The sequence below is a fragment of the Alteromonas sp. ASW11-130 genome (genome assembly GCF_026183735.1).
Classification (GTDB): domain Bacteria; phylum Pseudomonadota; class Gammaproteobacteria; order Enterobacterales; family Alteromonadaceae; genus Alteromonas.
Genome location: NZ_JAPFRE010000032.1, coordinates 65999 through 84154 on the forward strand (window position 1 = coordinate 65999; position 18156 = coordinate 84154).

16 protein-coding genes are annotated in these 18156 nt (G+C 44.7%); 10 read left to right on the forward strand and 6 right to left on the reverse strand.

Annotated elements, in window-relative coordinates:
* Positions 1–49 precede the first annotated feature (49 nt).
* A complete protein-coding gene (locus OPS28_RS12185) occupies positions 50–2089 on the forward strand; it encodes an NADPH-dependent 2,4-dienoyl-CoA reductase (RefSeq protein WP_265609740.1) in 2040 nt (679 codons plus the stop codon).
* Between the two features lie 44 nt (positions 2090–2133).
* Here the strand turns inward: OPS28_RS12185 and OPS28_RS12190 are convergent, their stop codons facing one another.
* The 5 genes from OPS28_RS12190 to OPS28_RS12210 form a co-directional block, all read right to left on the reverse strand.
* Positions 2134–3837, reverse strand: a complete 1704-nt coding sequence (locus tag OPS28_RS12190) for a serine hydrolase (RefSeq protein ID WP_265609741.1) — start codon at positions 3835–3837, stop codon at positions 2134–2136.
* A gap of 673 nt (positions 3838–4510) precedes the next feature.
* A complete protein-coding gene (locus tag OPS28_RS12195) occupies positions 4511–5071 on the reverse strand; it encodes a type 1 glutamine amidotransferase domain-containing protein (RefSeq protein WP_265609742.1) in 561 nt (186 codons plus the stop codon).
* A 98-nt stretch (positions 5072–5169) separates the two neighbouring features.
* The gene (locus tag OPS28_RS12200) at positions 5170–6279 is read right to left on the reverse strand and encodes a retropepsin-like aspartic protease family protein (protein WP_265609743.1); all 1110 of its coding nucleotides are present in this window, start codon (positions 6277–6279) and stop codon (positions 5170–5172) included.
* A complete protein-coding gene (locus OPS28_RS12205; protein WP_265609744.1) occupies positions 6279–6737 on the reverse strand; it encodes an acyl-CoA thioesterase in 459 nt (152 codons plus the stop codon). Before OPS28_RS12205 ends, OPS28_RS12200 begins: the two co-directional genes overlap by 1 nt.
* Entirely contained in the window at positions 6730–7437 is a 708-nt protein-coding gene (locus tag OPS28_RS12210) for an FFLEELY motif protein (protein ID WP_265609745.1), read from the reverse strand. Before OPS28_RS12210 ends, OPS28_RS12205 begins: the two co-directional genes overlap by 8 nt.
* Positions 7438–7557: 120 nt before the next feature.
* Here OPS28_RS12210 and OPS28_RS12215 point away from each other — a divergent pair, with 120 nt between their 5' ends.
* From OPS28_RS12215 to OPS28_RS12240, 6 genes are all read left to right on the forward strand, one after another.
* On the forward strand, positions 7558–8118 hold the full coding sequence (locus OPS28_RS12215) for an elongation factor P hydroxylase (protein ID WP_332017859.1): 561 nt from the start codon (positions 7558–7560) through the stop codon (positions 8116–8118).
* Positions 8115–9248 (forward strand): ATP-NAD kinase family protein, encoded by a 1134-nt coding sequence (locus OPS28_RS12220; protein ID WP_265609746.1) that lies wholly within the window; start codon positions 8115–8117, stop codon positions 9246–9248. The genes OPS28_RS12215 and OPS28_RS12220 overlap by 4 nt, the downstream gene beginning before the upstream one ends.
* Before the next feature lie 21 nt (positions 9249–9269).
* Positions 9270–9545, forward strand: a complete 276-nt coding sequence (locus tag OPS28_RS12225) for a YfcL family protein (protein WP_265609747.1) — start codon at positions 9270–9272, stop codon at positions 9543–9545.
* A gap of 223 nt (positions 9546–9768) precedes the next feature.
* Positions 9769–10386, forward strand: a complete 618-nt coding sequence (locus OPS28_RS12230; RefSeq protein ID WP_442863995.1) for a FlgO family outer membrane protein — start codon at positions 9769–9771, stop codon at positions 10384–10386.
* Positions 10387–10391: 5 nt separating this feature from the next.
* Positions 10392–11231, forward strand: a complete 840-nt coding sequence (locus OPS28_RS12235) for a FlgO family outer membrane protein (protein ID WP_265609749.1) — start codon at positions 10392–10394, stop codon at positions 11229–11231.
* A 15-nt stretch (positions 11232–11246) separates the two neighbouring features.
* Complete coding sequence (locus tag OPS28_RS12240; RefSeq protein WP_265609750.1) at positions 11247–12368, forward strand: FlgO family outer membrane protein; 1122 nt, start codon at positions 11247–11249, stop codon at positions 12366–12368.
* Positions 12369–12387: 19 nt separating this feature from the next.
* Here OPS28_RS12240 and mnmC read toward each other — a convergent pair whose 3' ends face one another.
* Positions 12388–14352: a bifunctional tRNA (5-methylaminomethyl-2-thiouridine)(34)-methyltransferase MnmD/FAD-dependent 5-carboxymethylaminomethyl-2-thiouridine(34) oxidoreductase MnmC gene (gene mnmC, locus OPS28_RS12245; protein WP_265609751.1), complete on the reverse strand. Its 1965-nt coding sequence runs from the start codon at positions 14350–14352 to the stop codon at positions 12388–12390.
* 188 nt (positions 14353–14540) lie between these two features.
* On the opposite strand from mnmC, the gene fabB reads away from it, so the two are divergent.
* The 3 genes from fabB to OPS28_RS12260 all read left to right on the forward strand — a co-directional run bounded on the left by fabB (position 14541) and on the right by OPS28_RS12260 (position 18075).
* Complete coding sequence (gene fabB / locus OPS28_RS12250; protein WP_265609752.1) at positions 14541–15755, forward strand: beta-ketoacyl-ACP synthase I; 1215 nt, start codon at positions 14541–14543, stop codon at positions 15753–15755.
* Between the two features lie 92 nt (positions 15756–15847).
* Entirely contained in the window at positions 15848–16999 is a 1152-nt protein-coding gene (locus OPS28_RS12255) for a 4-phosphoerythronate dehydrogenase (protein WP_265609753.1), read from the forward strand.
* A gap of 59 nt (positions 17000–17058) precedes the next feature.
* On the forward strand, positions 17059–18075 hold the full coding sequence (locus OPS28_RS12260; RefSeq protein ID WP_265609754.1) for an aspartate-semialdehyde dehydrogenase: 1017 nt from the start codon (positions 17059–17061) through the stop codon (positions 18073–18075).
* Positions 18076–18156: the final 81 nt, after the last annotated feature.

The window sequence follows — 18156 nt, forward strand, 5'->3', positions numbered from 1 at the left end:
AATTTGTATTTTATATCTGGATGAACCCCATTGATATATAGGAATTAGTATGACAGCACCTACTTCAATTCATCCACGTTACCCGCACCTTTTTCAGCCCCTTGATTTAGGTTTCACGCTGCTTAAGAACCGGGTATTAATGGGATCTATGCATACCGGCTTGGAGGAAATGCCTGGCGGCCATAAACGCATGGCGGCGTTTTATGCAGAGCGCGCGCGTGGGGGCGTTGGGCTAATTGTCACTGGCGGTATAGGGCCTAACGAAGAAGGCTCGACCCACCCCATGACCCGTCGTTTAGATAGCGATAAAGCGGTAGAACATCACAAAGAAGTCACTGCGGCTGTCCATGCAGAAGGCGGCAAAATTTGTATGCAAATATTGCATACAGGCCGGTACGCCTACACAGAAAAACTGGTCGCTCCCTCCGCGGTGCAAGCACCTATCAACAAATATAAGCCAAAGGCACTAAGTGAAGAAGAAATAGAACAACAAATTCAGGATTTTATCCATACCGCAAAGCAAGCCCAACGGGCTGGCTATGATGGCGTAGAAATCATGGGTTCAGAAGGTTATTTTCTTAATCAATTTATTGCCAAACGCACGAATCATCGTGATGACGAATGGGGTGGCGAATATGAAAAGCGTATACGTTTGCCTATTGAAGTGGTACGTCGAGTGCGCGAAGCCACGGGTGAGAACTTCATCATCATCTACCGCTTATCTATGCTAGATCTGGTAGAAGGTGGTTCAAGCCATGATGAGGTAGTGCGCTTGGGTAAGGAAATAGAAAAGGCGGGCGCGACCATTATTAATACTGGTATCGGCTGGCATGAAGCAAGAATCCCAACTATCGCCACCAAGGTACCTCGTGCTGCATTTACCTGGGTAACCGCTAAATTCAAAGAAGCGTTGTCCATCCCGGTAATCACATCAAACCGTATCAATACCCCTGAAGTGGCTGAGGAGGTTTTAGCCCGCGGCGATGCGGATATGGTATCCATGGCGCGTCCCTTTCTGGCTGATCCTGACTTCGTTATTAAAGCGCAGGATCAGCGCGCGGATGAAATAAATACCTGTATTGGATGCAATCAGGCGTGTCTCGACCATGTATTTAATGGAAAGTTAACGTCATGTTTGGTTAACCCACGGGCGTGTCATGAACTAGAGTTAGTGATTAAGCCTGCACAACAGGCTAAAAAGATAGCGGTGGTCGGCGCAGGTCCGGCGGGGCTTGCCGCTGCGACCACTGCCGCAAAGCGAGGGCATCAGGTTACATTGTTTGACGCTGAGAACAAAATCGGCGGTCAATTTAATATTGCAAAACAAATTCCGGGCAAAGAGGAGTTTTACGAAACCTTACGCTACTTTGCTAAACAAATTGAGGTCACCGGCGTTGAGCTCAAACTTTCGACCCGCTTGGATGCCGAGCAACTTAATCAAGCTGATTTTGACGAAGTGATTCTTGCCACGGGTATTTCGCCTCGTTTACCCACCATTGAAGGTATCGAACACGAAAAAGTATTGACCTATCTGGAGGTTATCAAAGAGAAAAAGCCAGTAGGACAGTCAGTAGCCATCATAGGTGCAGGTGGTATTGGTTTCGATACCGCTGAGTTTTTAGCGCATGGGAAATCTACTCCGAGTCAAGATATTCCTACCTTTATGAAAGAGTGGGGAATTGATATGACTTGGCAGGCCAGAGCTGGGGTAGAAGGCATGCAGCCACAGCCTGAACCATCGAGCCGCGAAATCTACTTGCTACAACGTAAAACCACCAAAGTAGGTGCGGGCCTAGGCAAAACGACTGGCTGGGCCCATCGAGTGGGCTTACAGATGAAAGGCATTAAGATGCTACCGGGCGTCGAATATCGCAAGGTTGATGAGGATGGTTTGCATATTAGCGTGGATGACGAAATGCAGATCTTACCGGTAGACAATGTGATCATATGTGCAGGCCAAGAGCCATTGCGAGCACTGGCAGAGGGATTGAAAAAACCTTATCACCTTATCGGTGGTGCACACGAAGCGCTAGAACTAGATGCTAAAAGAGCGATCGATCAGGGAACGCGACTGGCGGCAGAGCTTTAGTAAAACTTAAAGAGCCAGGGCTATGGCCTGGCTCACCTTAATTGTTATAAGCTATTTTCGTTAAAAATATGTGATGCTGCGTTAAATACGGGCGACTTTTCAATCTCGGCTTTATCCAGCGGGTTACCCCACCAAAGTCCTTCATTGTTCGCTAGCACTACTATCGTCATATCTCGCTCTGGAAATTTAAGATAAAGAGCGGTAAATCCTGCGTCCTCATCCCAACCTGAATGCCAGATTATTTTTTCACCCTCTACGTATTGAATATAACGGCCGTAGGCGTAAGGTATACTGGTGCCCTGCGCTGTCACGTAGGGTTGTTCGATTAACGCTTTAGTTTTATCCGAGAGAATCTTTCCAGCATTTAATGCTAAGTCAAATTTGACGATATCCCCCGCAGTAGTACTTACGCCCGCGCCGCCAGCCATATGTCGTTCAGGTTCAGGACGCATTACATACCGCTTGTTTTTGATGCCGTACCCTCGGGCTCTGCTAAAATATACACCCGTTCTGTTGTGATCCCATAATCCGGCAATAGAGTTATTCATCTCAGCGGGCTCGAGAATCCTACTGGTGATAACCTTGGCAAGCTCATTGTGTCGTCCTTTAGCCGCATCAATAGAGTTACCTCGTTTGGCCTCTAAAAAGCGCGATAAGCGTGAATAAAAAATTGAATTGTAGGAAAAAGCCGTATCCACTTTCTGGTTTACCACATGATTTAGCGCATGCTTTAGTTTAAATGTTTGATTACAGTTAAGGTTTTTACCGAAAATAATGCCGGAACCAGCTAGCCACTGACAATATTCCGTAAATTTAGGCATGTCACTGATCGCCTCATCTAAACTCAACTCTCCATTTTCTACCAGCGATAAGAAGGCGGTGCCGACGAAAAATTTGCTGACCGAAGCGATCCAAAACGGGGTTTCTGTGGTGACTGGGACGTCTCCTGAAATGTGCGATACACCCTGTGCTTTTTGGTAAACCATCTTACCATTTTTGCTAATGGCTACCGAGATGCCGGGAATAAAATGTTCTTTTTGGTATTCGAGCAAAAAGTTTTCAAATTCTTTAAGCTGTGACGACAGTTTACTTTCATCTAATTCGTTGGCATCAACGGTTGGACTGGTGAATATTGTAAATGCGGAAAGAAGTAATATAGGGGCAAAAGCGGAAGCATCTACGTGGCGTTTTTTACCGACAAATGGCACTGATAGCGGATAAAAATACTTTTGTGAGCGCAATACTGAAATCACGTTTGCCAGCATCACGCACATACTAAAAGGAATAACAGCAATAAAGAAATAGAATCCGTACCCCTGTATAGATATTAATGCGCCAAACGCTACGATATAGAGTAACGTCATGGTTATTTGAAAATTAATGACCGCTCGACCATGATTATCGTAAATAATATTGTCGTCTTTTTTGTGTATCCATAAAAATAATGGCAAGAATATATTTAGAAGCGGCAGCACAAATCCAATAAATGGCGACGCGTGAATGAGTAACAACCACTTTTTCTGAAGATTCTCTTCCCGGGGGTCATCAAGTTGTAATAAGTCATCTATTTCTATCTCTAGCGCGGCGGCAAGTAATTTTATTGTGCGCAATTGTGGTTGTACTGCACCTTTTTCTACCCGCTGTATTGTACGCACCGTAACATTAGTCATGTCGGCGAGTTTTTCTTGCGAGTAACCTTTCAATTTTCTTTGATAGATGAGCCTTTCTGCAAACACTTCATTTTTCATTTGTGGTTTTACTTTTTGTAGATAAGTGGGACAATAAAGTTACCCATTCAGGCGCGACATTGTTACGACATTCCTATGTCATGTATCTGTCATTTATAGCAAAATCATTAGTTTAATGGAAATTTGTATTGATGGAGGTGCAAAAACACTTGTTATGTTTTGGCAGACCATAGCCGATCAATTGAGTTCAAATTCACCCATAAACGCTCGCTCGTTAATATTGTCATCATGGCAGCTGGGTCATCCTGAAAGCATCTAATATTTACTTTTAATAGAGTAAATACAGCCGAAGAAAGAGGAATCAGTCTAATCAATATAGGGTGAGATAAGAGTGTTCTGGCATTTCAAATGAATGTAGCGCAGGGGAGAGAGATTTTATTTTTTTTGGCTTTTCGCTTTCAGGCTTCGACTTCGCACTTTAAACTTTTAAGTGGCGCGCCAACTGTTTAATTACGGCCGACTAAACCTTTCTTAAACGGCACATAAACAGTTGAAAACGTGCGCTCGGTTTCACTACACCTTATTGCGGATACATACTATCTTCACCTAGCGAGAGGGGTAAACGTAAGAACTAAACATATAGAAGAAATGCAAATCAGAAACTAGAGAGACTGTTAGTTCGTAAAATTCGAGGGCAACTTTCGTAGCCCTCGTTGCACCTGAACTATTCTAACTAAACAGTCTGTCTATCATGCTTACCTTCACGAATTTCTTCGATTACCTTTTTACAGAAAGCATCTAAGTCATCGGGATCACGGCTGGTCACCAACCCTTGATCAACCACCACCTCTTCGTCTACCCAGTTACCGCCAGCATTTTTAATATCAGTTTTGATGCTGGGGAAAGAAGTGAGTTTGCGATCTCTCACCACGTCTGCTTCTACCAATACCCACGGACCATGACAGATAGCAGCCACGGGCTTGTGCTGGGCAAAGAATTCGCGCACAAACTTAACGGCTTGGTCGTTGGTTCGTAGTGCATCTGGGTTGTGTACGCCGCCCGGCAGAATTAAGCCATTGTAATCGTCAGCAGAGACGTCATCGATGGTTTTATCTACAGAGAAGGTATCCGCTTTATCAGCGTGATTAAAGCCTTGAATTTGGCCGCTTTCCAGAGAAACGATATGGACTTCAGCTCCTTCATCTTTAACTGCTTGCATGGGGCGAGTTAACTCAACTTGTTCAAAGCCATCAGTTGCCAGGATCGCAACGCGTTTACCATCTAGTTTTGCCATAAATAAAGCTCCTTTATTGTCACTAATTGATTATGTGATACGCCAACTCATACGGAAGCAAAAAGATGAAGGTTTGGTGCGGATGGATTAAATATTTGTTACGAACGACTGTTGTTTAGTTTTAACCATAATAAGGAGCGCTGTTGATCAATTCGAAATTCAAAATGCCGTAGAACGTTCATGCCCAATAAACCATCAGCATGAGCCATCGAGCCGTTCGGTAGCGTCATAACATTCAGTTCAGGAAAACTAAAGTCACCCACAAGCACACCAAATACCTGATTCATTTCAGAATCAATCTCTCCCCCCGCAGTTCGCATATTGAATATGCCAATTCGAATGGTATCTTGTTGTTCGGCGATGGCGTCCATAACCTGTCGAGTAACGGAAGTGGTGCTGGCACCTGTGTCAATAATCAACTTAGTAGTAATGGGACCGAACGCAACATTAACCAAATAGTGGTCGCCGAGTCGTTGCAAAGGAATTGACTGATAAGTGGTTTGGTTGAAATCACCCATTTGCGGAAATTCTTCCGGTTGGGGTGTTTCAGTTTTTCGAAGCCGTTGTCGTAAAGATGTTGCCTGCGCATCTTGAGCGGAAAGTGCTGCCAGCGTGTCCTCCATTAACGTAAATTTTTGTTGTTGGCCGTACGCTTCAGCCAACGCGAGTACAATTTGTTTATTCGTAGGAAGTTGTTGGAATAAGGGTTCTAAAAATTGGGCGAGTAGTTCCCAGCTTTGTGTTTGTTCTAATTCATGAATCGTTTCTCGTAAAAGATGAACCACGCGCTGCTGAATTCTTTCTCTGATTTTATCGTCCAGTGGTCGCCGCAGCAGCGTATAATAGTGAAGCAGAGCTTCGTTCAGTGGCTCCGTTTTCATCATTAATTCGGCTTCGAGTAATAACAATTCTATATTATCGGGTTGCTCTCTTAATTTAAGTTGTAATTTATAACGGAGTTCACTTAATTTACCCTCGGCCAATAAGCTTTGAAGCGCTTCAACGTCTAGCCCATCCAATGAACTGGTATTCACACTCAGCTGCGTTGTATTTGCAGATGAATCGTCATCAAGGGGAGTGTGGCCCGGCCCTGAATTTACAAAGGGGGGAGCTACAGCCGTAGAAATAGCATTACCTTGCCACTGACGGTATAACCAGACATTAGCGGTGACCGAGATGATTAACGCCAGTATTAAAATGAATTTCATCAGCTCGCTTCTTTCTCAGCTATGCACGCATTGCCATAAATACGCTGAAACTTTTCCGGCATACGCTTGGGTGCGCCGGACGTCATGCTGACACAAATAAACTGGGTTTTCGCCGCAAACACCATTTTTGAGCGCCTAGGGCAGTAAAATTGAAACTCGCGGGTTAGCGATAACGCGCGTTCACAGGAGACAATCCAAGTTGCACACGCCAATTCGTCATCTAGATAACAGGGTGCAAGGTAATCTAGTTCGTGACGACGAATAACCATACCTCGATCTAATTCTGCGTAATCGGTAAAGTGCAGGCCGAGAAAGTTTGAATGAGCCCACGCCACTTTTTCCAACTGAGATAAATAGGCTACGTTGTTAACGTGCTGATAGTGATCTAAATGAGCCTGCGCAATCTGCCACTTCTCAATATAAGGAGAAGGGTATTTCCAAAAACCTATTTCAGACATGAGGAAGGGGGTTATTTTCTGGTAGCGTCGTTTCAGGGGCGAGCAACTTCTCCATTAGCTCTCTTTCCCGAGATACTACGGGATCAACAAAGCCATGAACATCACCAATTAACTTAAAGGACTGAAATCCACGCTCAAGAAACTCATGCAGGGTCAGTAAACCCGCAACTTTAGCGGGGCGGCGCGCAAGTTTTATTAACATGCCAATACCTTTAATTTTAATCACGTCATTTAATTGCATACCTAAATCGTAGATTAAGTCTAATTGTTTTTGTCTGTCTTCTTTTCGTCCGACTTTGCGGTAGGCGACAGCGTAACTGTCTCTATCTAAGGCTTGGCCTGCTAGCGCTTCTGTAACTTCCAAGTCTAAATCAAATGATAGTGCATTCAGGGCCAACGCGTCTTCCAGCGCAAACATTGCTTTATCAGGAAGTACTTTGGCTAATTTAGGGATAACTCGGGCGATATCAGCATCCCGTTGGCTGAAGTCTTTAGGCCCATACAACTCATCAACGAAAAATCCCATAGCATCCTGATAAGGCTGCTGTTGAGCTAAATCTTGATGGGACACAAGCAAGCGTTCACATTGCCATGCCTGTAGCTGGTGAATATTCTCTAATTGTCCCATACGCTCGACCAGTTCACGCTTCGCGTTAACTCGATGCAGATGTTTTATCAGGGGTTGTACTGACTGATTCAAACGATATCCTCTTGCTTACTTAGACCAATAGCGTCGACAGAAGTGACTCAACATGCCGGAATCTGTTAGACTTCGCAACCTGTTTTATTAGGTCAACATAGTAAAAAATTTAATCTTATTGTGAATATTTGCCAGCAAACTTCCAGTCATTTTGACGAAGAAGCCCATGCCGTTGATACGTTAATTGCATTGTTCGACAGCTTATTCTTTACCGCGTTTAATACTCGTCTCATTCGCGGCGAAAATGAGCCTGTTTACCTGCCTGCTAATAATTTAACGCCTTACAATCAAATTGTGTTTGCTCACGGTTATTTTTCAAGTGCACTACACGAAATTGCCCATTGGTGTATTGCCGGTGCAGCGCGTAGAAAACTGGAAGATTACGGCTATTGGTACTGTCCCGACGGGCGTAACGAACAACAGCAAAAAGAATTCGAACAAGTTGAAGTTAAACCTCAGGCAGTTGAACGCGCATTTACATTGGCGGCGGGAAGAAAATTCAGGGTGAGTACAGACAATTTGAACGGCGCTGAGCCAGATCGCGAAGCGTTTGAAGAATCGGTATTGCAACAATATGCCTTATACGAACAAAATGGTTTTCCGCCGCGCGCACAATTATTTATTGATGCGCTCAACGATACGTTTGGAGATATACTTGAACAACAGCGAGCGAATGCATGAGTGATCGCAAAATATTTCGTTTAGGCGTGTTGGTCAACCCCTTTGCCGGTATCGGAGGGGCGCTGGCTTTGAAAGGTAGTGACGGCGCCGCCATCCGAGAAAAGGCACTGGCCAATGGTGCAGAAAAAAAAGCTAACCAAAAAATGCGGCTGGCATTGGAGAAGCTAATACCTTTACGTTCTAATCTGGAGTTGTTCACTGCATCCGGCGACATGGGCGAGTCAGTGTGCCAAGAGACAGGTTTTAATTACACCGTACTATTTCACTCGAAACATACCCAAACCGAAGGTGAAGATTCGGAAAAAGCCGCGCTGGCTATGGTTGAGGCTGGGATAGACTTACTACTATTTGCTGGCGGGGATGGTACCGCGCGCAACGTCTATCATAGCGTTGCTGAACGAGTGCCTGTATTAGGTGTTCCCGCTGGCTGCAAAATTCATTCAGGAGTTTATGCTGTGACCCCCTCCGGTGCCGGGGAAATAGTCGCAAAGATGGTGCGGGGCGAATTGGTAAGTGCGCAAGATGGGGAGGTGCGCGATATTGATGAAAACGCATTCCGCGAAGGAAAGGTGCGTGCAAAACATTATGGAGAAATGCGTGTTCCCCATGATCTGGTTTATCTACAGTCAGTTAAAATGGGGGGCAAAGAAAGTGAGGAGTTAGTCTTACTGGACATCGCCGCCCATATTGCAGAGTGGATGGATAGCAACGAAGACACATATTTTGTGATGGGATCGGGGTCCACCGTAGCGGCAATTATGGATGAACTGGGATTGCCTAATACATTGCTGGGGGTAGATATTGTACAAAATAGAGCATTAGTTGCCAGCGATGTAAACGCGTCTGAATTATTAAAGATAACCGCTGATAAGGCCACCCAATTAATCATTACCGTCATTGGTGGACAGGGCCATTTATTCGGCCGAGGTAATCAACAGCTAAGCCCGACCTTTATCCGTCAGATAGGAAAGGATAATATTTTAGTTGTGGCAACGAAACATAAGTTAGAGAGTTTGGATGGCCGCCCACTTCGGCTTGATACCTCTAACCCTGATCTGGATAACGAACTAGCGGGCAGTTTTTCGGTCATTACGGGTTATCACGATAAAGTTTTTTACCCAGCCATTTGATAAGTAGCAGAGTAAACCAGTATGCCTAATCACTTAGAAAATAAGATTGAAGCAATAGAATCCCAATTAGACGCAGTTGTCGATAATGGCAGCGATGATGAACTATTTGTGGCCAGTTATTTGCGTGGACACTTTGACCTAGTGGCGTGTAAGCTGCTGGCACTACCACAGGCTGATACTGAAGCGCTAGATGATAATATCCGCTCAAGTTTACAGCGGGCGTTTACACAAGGCGAATTGGAATTACATGACCAGCAGAAAGTGGCTTCCTTGTGGGAGGCACTTATTGCGTCCTAATCGTTTTAAATAGCGGCAATTACCAGGCATAGGATTGCCGCTTCTTCTGGTAAACCTCCTACTTTTCCCTCGTAGTCACTATGGTACGTTTTTTGCCGTCATTCTTTTATGTGTCACAAAATTGACCTCCCGAAAACGCAATTTACGGTCAATATAAGAATTCAGGTTGTACATGGCAAATCAACACTTTCGTTTGAAGAAATTATGGTTAATCACTATCAGCATGTTAGGAATAGTTGTTCTTTCAGGCTGTACTTTGCTAGCGGGATCATCTGAAGCTGATACTAAATCAGGACCAAAACCAATCCAAAAAGTTGTTACAGCAACGGGCGAACCTTTATCCGCCCTGGGAAACGTTGAATATTATACTTTTACGTTAGCTAATGAGTTATTTGCTAACGTTCGTCCAAGCAGACAAGTGAGATATGCGGTAACTGGCTTCGTTCCTGTTACCTCCATGACGTATGACAATAATGATCAGCATCCATTAATGCTGCTAGGCCATCAATTGGAGCAGGGGTTAGTAACCGAAGCCACTAAGCGCGGATTCTTGGCGCAAGAATACAAACTGACCGACAATATTATTATGTCTGATCATGCCGAGCGTGTATTGACGCGCGATATCGAACAGCTGTCAGCTGTCGGCCGTGTGGATTACTACATAACTGGAACGGTAGTAAAGCAGGAATCTGGGGCCATGGTCAATGCAAGAATTATTGATGCAAACAGTAAAGAAATCATATCAGCCGCCACTCGCTTTTTCCCGGCCGAAGTATTTTGGCAGAAAGAGCATGTAACCACACGCAATGGCAGGCTGTACCGTAGTGAGATTAAGGGGTAACGGGAATGAACAAGCAATGTAAACTTGTGCTGGTAGGTATATGTGCAATGACGGTGACCACCGGCTGTACCGTGTTGGACAGAATTGAAGAGTGGGCGTTGGCAGGCAACGAAAGTTCCGAAGACGTTGTACATAACTCGTATACGCAGAATCCACAGACGTTGACAGAGCCTGTTGATGCGTCTAACCCTGCGCCCACCAATGTGGTTGATATTACAGCGGCAGATCGAAACTACCCAGGATATGAGAATGATTATAATGCTGACAGCGACGCCGACAAACAGGATAGCTTTGGAGCGATAAGTCAACCACGCCTGTATTCCAATGTACAAAGTTCATATAAGGGCCGACCGCTGACAAAGCATATTGGGGACTATGTTAAAAATATGGCCCAAGATCTCATCAGCAATATGGAATACGTTAGTGAAAAAACACCCGTTGCAGTAACACATTTTGCGTTGCTGGACTCAAATCTTAAAAGTACAAATTTACTTGGCCAGCAAATGGCCGAATCATTCATTCATGAGCTGCATAAGTTCAGAATACCTGTACTCGACTTTAAAACCACTGATTACATTCGTATTACTGAACATGGTGATTTCGCCTTATCCAGGGATTATCTGGAACTAAATAGTTCATTGCCTATCGAGTATGTCCTTACGGGGACTATGACGCGGCATCAAGGCGGTATGTTGGTCAATGCACGCATTATCGGTATGGATTCTCATGCTGTGGTTGCCAGTGCCCAAATGATGGTACCGTTTTATGTGGTAGATGCGCTTATACCTAGTGATGGCACCATGCCCAACGGTGGCAAGGATGGTGTCCGATTTACCCGCGGATAACAGGGTAGAGGATATATGATGAATTATAAACTACCAGCGTTGGTAAGCATGACATTGTTGCTTTCGGCCTGCGCAACTATAAAAGATACATTTGATGAAGGCATGGCTTTTTTATTCGACGAGCAGCCCGCAGAAACTGTACAGCAACCAGTTTCGAAAGAGGAGCATTCAAAATTTGAACAGCCACAAATGCGGCAACTTGCGCAAGACCGTCATGATAGGCAACAAGAACACCGAGTAAATGAATTTTCTGCTAAGGAGGTAGACAATGTATCGTCTACCCACCCGTCAAAAGAGTCAGAAATTACGGATCACAGTATCGACTCTTCGCCAGAAAGAACAGGAGTAAGTGAAACGTCTTCACACCAGGGCAAGGCATCTCAGGAGATCCAAAAGCCTTTAATAGCAAACAATACAGCAAACAATACACCAGATAAAAAACAACCTTCTAATCGCCAGAAACAACAAGAAAAAGCTCATCACCTCGAGCGGAAAAATAAAAGTGAGCCATTACGTAAACCAGAGGGAGACGTAGATAGACACGCTAAAAATGCAACGGCTAGCGAAAAGTCTTCAACGAACACAGTTCGACCTAAACAAACTGATCCAGAAAGTGACGAAGCATATTATGCTCAACGAGGATACCAGGACCCCCTAAGATATGGCTTTCAGCCGAGACAGACCCATAAAAAAGTGGTTGATTATGCATCACAGCTGGCCATGGAACTGGTGGACCGGGCGATGGGCTTAAGTACCAGTGAACTTGTTGGGGTGACCAGTTTTGTCAGGTTGAACACATCGTTATCTGACACTACAATTTTAGGTAACCAACTTTCCGAATACTTAATCAGTGAACTACAGGCATATGGTATTGGGGTTATCGACTTTAAAGTGACCGATGGCATAAAAGTCACCCCTCGGGGCGATATTGCGATGGACCGTAGTGGAAAAAGGTTAGTTGAGTCAGTGCGCTTAGATCATATTCTCACTGGTACTATGATTGAGGATGCGCGTGGCGTACGTGTAAATGCACGCATAGTAGCAGTCAAATCTAAACGTGTGGTAGCCAGTGCGAGCATCCATATACCCGCATTTGTGGTTACCTCACTTTATGCAGGCCAATCTTCTGCCCCTTGATTTGCCTTTTTGTTAACACTTAGGTCTGTTTAAGCGCTTTTAAAATAAAGCGTTGAGGGTGCAGTGCTTTGTATAAGGTCCGACCCAGGGGAAGGGGGCGGTTACACAGCTCGCTGGCTAAAGTTTCAGCTAATAGGGGGGCCGTAGTGAGCCCTCTTGAGCCCAATGCGCTGAATACGTGAATCCTTCGATGAGATATATGTTCTGGCACGTCCTCACTATGTTTACGCAATGTTTTATACCATTGCTGGTATTTGGCATAATCTGGTAAAGTGCCACATAAAGGTTGATGATCGGGCACTCCTAAACGAATGGCAGCCCGCGCTTTATCATCGTGGGTAAGTGCTGTTACCCAGTCGCAATCTTTTAAAGCCTGTTGATGCATGAGTAAATTTTGATGACTTTCTTCTGCTCTGACGTTTGTTGCGGTATCTCGTTTAATATACGTTGAACCAAGGGCGTGACGTTCGTCTAAGGCTGGAGTCAGGTAACCTTTGTGACATAATACAGTTTGGAGTTGGTTAAGCGGAGTTTGCGTGGGTATGGCTTCAACTTGCCCCCGTACAGGTCTTAACGGTAGTTTTTTACACTGTTCAAACGCCGTTAATTCGTGTCCAGTGGCGAGCACCACTTGTTGTGCGTCAGCACTGAGGCCGCTGGCAAAATTAAGTGAGACATACTGGTTGTGCTCAGTTATATCTGTTAGGCGTTGATGGGGGTGAATAGAAAGATTTCCTGTCGATGCTGCCAGTTGTAATAAGGAATTAATTAATGTGGGAGGATTTATCCAGCCACCAAGCGGTGTAAATAATCCAGGGTAGGGTACTGGGACCCCAGCGATCGCCTCTGCCATACTTTTATCAACAAAGCGTATAAGTTCTTGCGGCCAACAATTGTTTTTCGTCAAATTATTTTGACGCTGAACAACGTTGTCGTTAAAGCCTAATTGCAATACCCCACAAAAATCATGCTTAAATTCAGCACGTTCATTTATTTCCTCATAAAAGCGTCTGGCAAACAAAAAGGCATGAGCTTGGATTTCACTGGCAAGACTTGTTTGAGCATGAAGTTGGGGATAGAAGCCTCCTTGCGGGTTGCCCGACGCGCCGTCGGCAGGTTCGTTGGCACAATACAAAGTGGTGGCGACACCTTTTTGGCATAGGGCATAGGTCAATGTTGCGGCAGCTATTCCCCCACCAATTATCGCAATGTTATCAAATGTCGCTTTGCCTTTAGTGTTTTTTATATCTGACTCAGGTGAATACGTCGCAGTGATCATTTCTCGCTTACGGCCGAATCCTTTGCGTTTATTGACCGTGAACCCTGCTGCTTGTAGTCCTCGTTTAACTAAACCGGCAGCGGTGAAAGTAGCGCAAGTCGCAGCGGGTTTCGAACATCGCGCCATATTGGTGAAAAGCGTTTCAGACCACATTTGAGGGTTCTTGCTCGGCGCAAATCCGTCAAGAAACCACGCGTCAACGAGGCCTTCTGAAGGAATACGCCATTCTGCCATTGCCTCATGCACATCTGCGAACCATAAATCGACGGTAGTGTGAAAGGTGTCAAACAATAGTCGATGACAACCGTTAAGGCCGAAGGGGTATTGTTGTTGAAGGGCCAAAGCAGCTTCAGATAATGCAGGGAACTGCGACAGAACGCTAGTCATATCTTGCTGACTTAATGGGTATTTCTCGGTGGTAATAAAGTGTAGCCGAGTTAGCGGGTGGTCAGGGTTTGCGTGACGAAAATCGCGAAATGCTGTCATAACCACCAAAAGATTCAAACCCGTACCAAATCCGGTCTCTGCGATTACGAATGAAGAGCTACCCCATTCTTTCCAACGCTGGTTTAAATCGTTACCGGCTATAAAAACGTACCGAGTTTCATCCATGCCACTGTCATTGGAAAAATACACATCGTCAAAATTATCGGCTACTGGCGTTCCAGCTTGATTGAAATGCACTCTGGCGTAGGTAGACTTCACGTACTCTCTCTGGTTTCGCTTTACAGAAGTGGCAGATAATACCTATGCATGATAGTGGATGGTAGTCTTGGCAGGCAATCTTATGACGTAATATTAATTTTTGTTCAAAATTGGCTAAAAAGCTAAAGAGCAGACCAGTTTTGCGACTAAAATCGTTACCATAGGCGGCAGCAAAATAGGGGTAAATTATGAAAAGAGCAGTTATCACTGGTATGGGTATTGTTTCCAGCATCGGTGTCAACCAAGATGAAGTTCTGGCTTCCTTAAAGGCAGGTAAGTCAGGCATTACCTATTCAGAGCAATTCGCCGAAATGGGGCTACGCAGTCAAGTTTGGGGTGATATAGATCTGGATTTAAAAGAACATATTGACCGTAAAGCCATGCGTTTTATGGGGGATGCTGCAGGTTATGCGTATGTAGCCATGCAACAGGCCATTGCCGACGCAGGGTTGGAAGAGTCAGATATTTCTAATGAACGTACAGGCATTATTGCCGGTTCCGGTGGAGCCTCTTCTGAAAATCAGGTTTTATCCGCAGACATCCTACGCGAAAAAGGCGTTAAGCGGATGGGACCCTATATGGTTCCGCGGTGTATGTCTTCAACAGTTTCTGCCTGCCTTGCCACGCCATTTAAAATAAAGGGCATTAACTACTCTATAGCGTCTGCATGTGCAACTAGCGCGCATTGTATTGGTAATGCACTTGAACTTATCCAGTTAGGCAAACAGGATATGGTCTTTGCGGGTGGTGGAGAAGAATTGCATTGGTCTTTATCCAGCCAATTTGATGCCATGGGCGCATTATCCAGCAAATATAACGATAATCCATCAGTCGCTTCACGTACCTATGATGCTGACCGAGACGGATTTGTTAGCTCTGGGGGTGGCGGTATGGTTGTAGTTGAAGAACTGGAACATGCGTTAGCTCGCGGCGCCAAAATTTATGGTGAGGTAGTTGGCTATGGTGCCACGTCTGACGGTTTCGACATGGTTGCGCCGTCGGGTGAAGGTGCTATCCGTTGTATGAAAATGGCATTGCAGGGCGTCGAAGGTCCAATCGACTATCTAAATACCCATGGCACCTCAACCCCGGTGGGTGATGTTAAAGAGCTTGCAGCAATTCAGGAAGTTTTCGGTCAGTCTAACGTTCCAATTAGCTCTACAAAATCACTAACTGGGCATGCATTAGGGGCGGCAGGGGTTAACGAAGCCATCTATAGCATATTGATGATGAAGCATAACTTTATAGCGCCCTCGATCAATATAGATAACTTAGATGAAGCGGCTAAAGGTTTGGATATTGTCACCCAAACCCGCGAAGCAACCCTTAATCAGATAATGTCAAACAGTTTTGGATTTGGTGGTACAAACGCCACGTTAGTCATAAAACGTTATTCTGCGTAATAAAGACTTTATTTCTTCTGGCGCATATCCTCTGATATGCGCTAGCATTCCTTTCTTAAACTCATCCTACACGCACTGTTTTTATTTACGTAATGACCAAAATTTTATTTGAAGATAGTATACCGAAAGGGCACGAATATTTCGCGGACATAGGAAATGTATCGTCGTTTCCAGCGGGGCAACTTAAGCAATCTCACCTTCAGGATGTTTCTATACTGGTGGTACGTTCTACCACCCCAATCAATCGCAGTGTGTTAGGCGAAGATTCCCATATAAAATTTGTCACTACCGCCACAGCGGGTACCAATCACCTTGATAAGGGCTTTTTGGACCAAGCGAATATCCCCTGGGGTTCAGCCGCTGGGTGTAATGCTAGGGCCGTGGCAGAGTGGGTGATCAGTGCGCTATTAGTTGCAGATGAACAGAATCGACTTGACCTGTCTAACGCAACAGTGGGTATTGTTGGCGCAGGCAATGTCGGCAGCATGCTTGCTAGTTTGTTGGATGCGATGCACGTTAATTACAAGTTATGCGATCCGCCCCTGAAGAAAAGCGGTGATAAGCGAAATCTGTGCGCATTTTCCGATATTTTAAAATGCGATGTCATCTCATTGCATGTTCCCTATACCTCCTCCGGGGACGATCCTACTGAAAATTTAATCGGGCAGGAGGAGCTGCATCAAATGCATGGTCATCAGATTTTGATCAATGCTTGTCGAGGTGAAGTTATTGATGAACAAGCGTTAAAATTGCGTATGCAGCAGTCAAACCCGCCCGTTCTCATTTTAGACGTATTCGATCATGAGCCTGATATAGACACCGCGTTACTGCCATACTGTTTTCTCGCTACACCGCATATTGCGGGCCATACTGTTGAGGGAAAATTGCGCGGTACACAGATGGTTTATGAGCAAGTATGCGCCCACCTGGAACACCCTGTTACAAAAAGCTTAGACCATTTTTTAGCTGCAGTTCCACCTACAGAAATTATGGCTGGTGGGATCGGCGGTGAGAAATTATCCATGGCTTGTTGGCGCAGGTTATTGTTACCAATATATGATATCAGAGAAGATGATAAACATTTTCGCAAAAGCATGGCACAATCCAACCAGTTTGCTGCATTGCGAAAAACTTATCGTATAAGAAGAGAAATAATTTCATGTTCACTTCGTCTACACGATAAGCTAACTCCAAATACGCAAACCCAATTAGAGGCTATAGGTTTCAACATTGAATGTGCCTGACGTCGCATTCATTAATTCAGTTTCAAAAAAAGTAATCACTATTTAGGAGAATCAGATACATGTCACAAGCGTTTGATGTTGCCGTGTTAGGCGCCACCGGATTAGTTGGGCAAACCATGATAGAAATTCTGGAACAGCGAAAATTCCCGGTTAAAACGCTTTATCCTTTGGCAAGTGCTCGCTCTGCCGGTGGTTCGGTCACCTTCAAGGGTGAAGAAATAGAAGTGTTAGATGCAGATACATTTGATTGGTCAGAAGTACAGTTTGGCTTTTTTTCAGCGGGTGGTTCAGTTTCCGCTAAGTATGCTCCTCTGGCAGCAGAAGCGGGTTGTGTAGTGATAGATAATACCTCCCAGTTTCGTTACGAGCCCGATATCCCTTTAGTAGTACCTGAAGTAAACGCCCATGCTTTAGCTGATTTTCGCAACCGTAACATTATTGCTAATCCGAACTGCTCTACTATCCAGATGTTGGTTGCTTTACAACCAATACATGAAGCAGTTGGCATAGAGCGCATCAATGTGTCTACGTATCAGTCAGTTTCCGGCGCCGGAAAAAGTGCCATGGAAGAGTTAGCCAAACAAACGGCTGACTTGTTAAACGCTCGGGAAGTGAAATCTGAAGCGTTCAGTCGTCAGATAGCGTTTAACGTTATTCCACAAATTGATATGTTTCTAGATAACGATTACACCAAAGAAGAGATGAAAATGTCATGGGAAACCCAAAAAATTATGGGTGATGACAGCATTTTAGTGAATGCCACGGCTGTAAGAGTGCCAGTATTCTACGGGCATGGTGAAGCCTTGCACATAGAAACTCGACAACCAATTGATGCGGAAGAAGTAAGGCAAATATTGGCGAATGCACCGGGTGTTAAAGTATATGAATCCCGAGAGCAATTTCCTACTCAGGTCTCTAATGCCAGTGGCAATGATTGGGTCCATGTAGGGAGGATCCGCAATGATATTACTCATCCGAATGGATTAAATATGTGGGTCGTGTCTGATAATATTCGTAAAGGGGCCGCCACCAACAGTGTGCAGATTGCTGAAACTCTGCTCAAAGATTTTTATTAGTTCTGCCGATATTCTTTAATATACGTAAAAATGCCGCTAAGAAAGCGGCATTTCGTATTGTTTGATAATCGATTTAAAGAG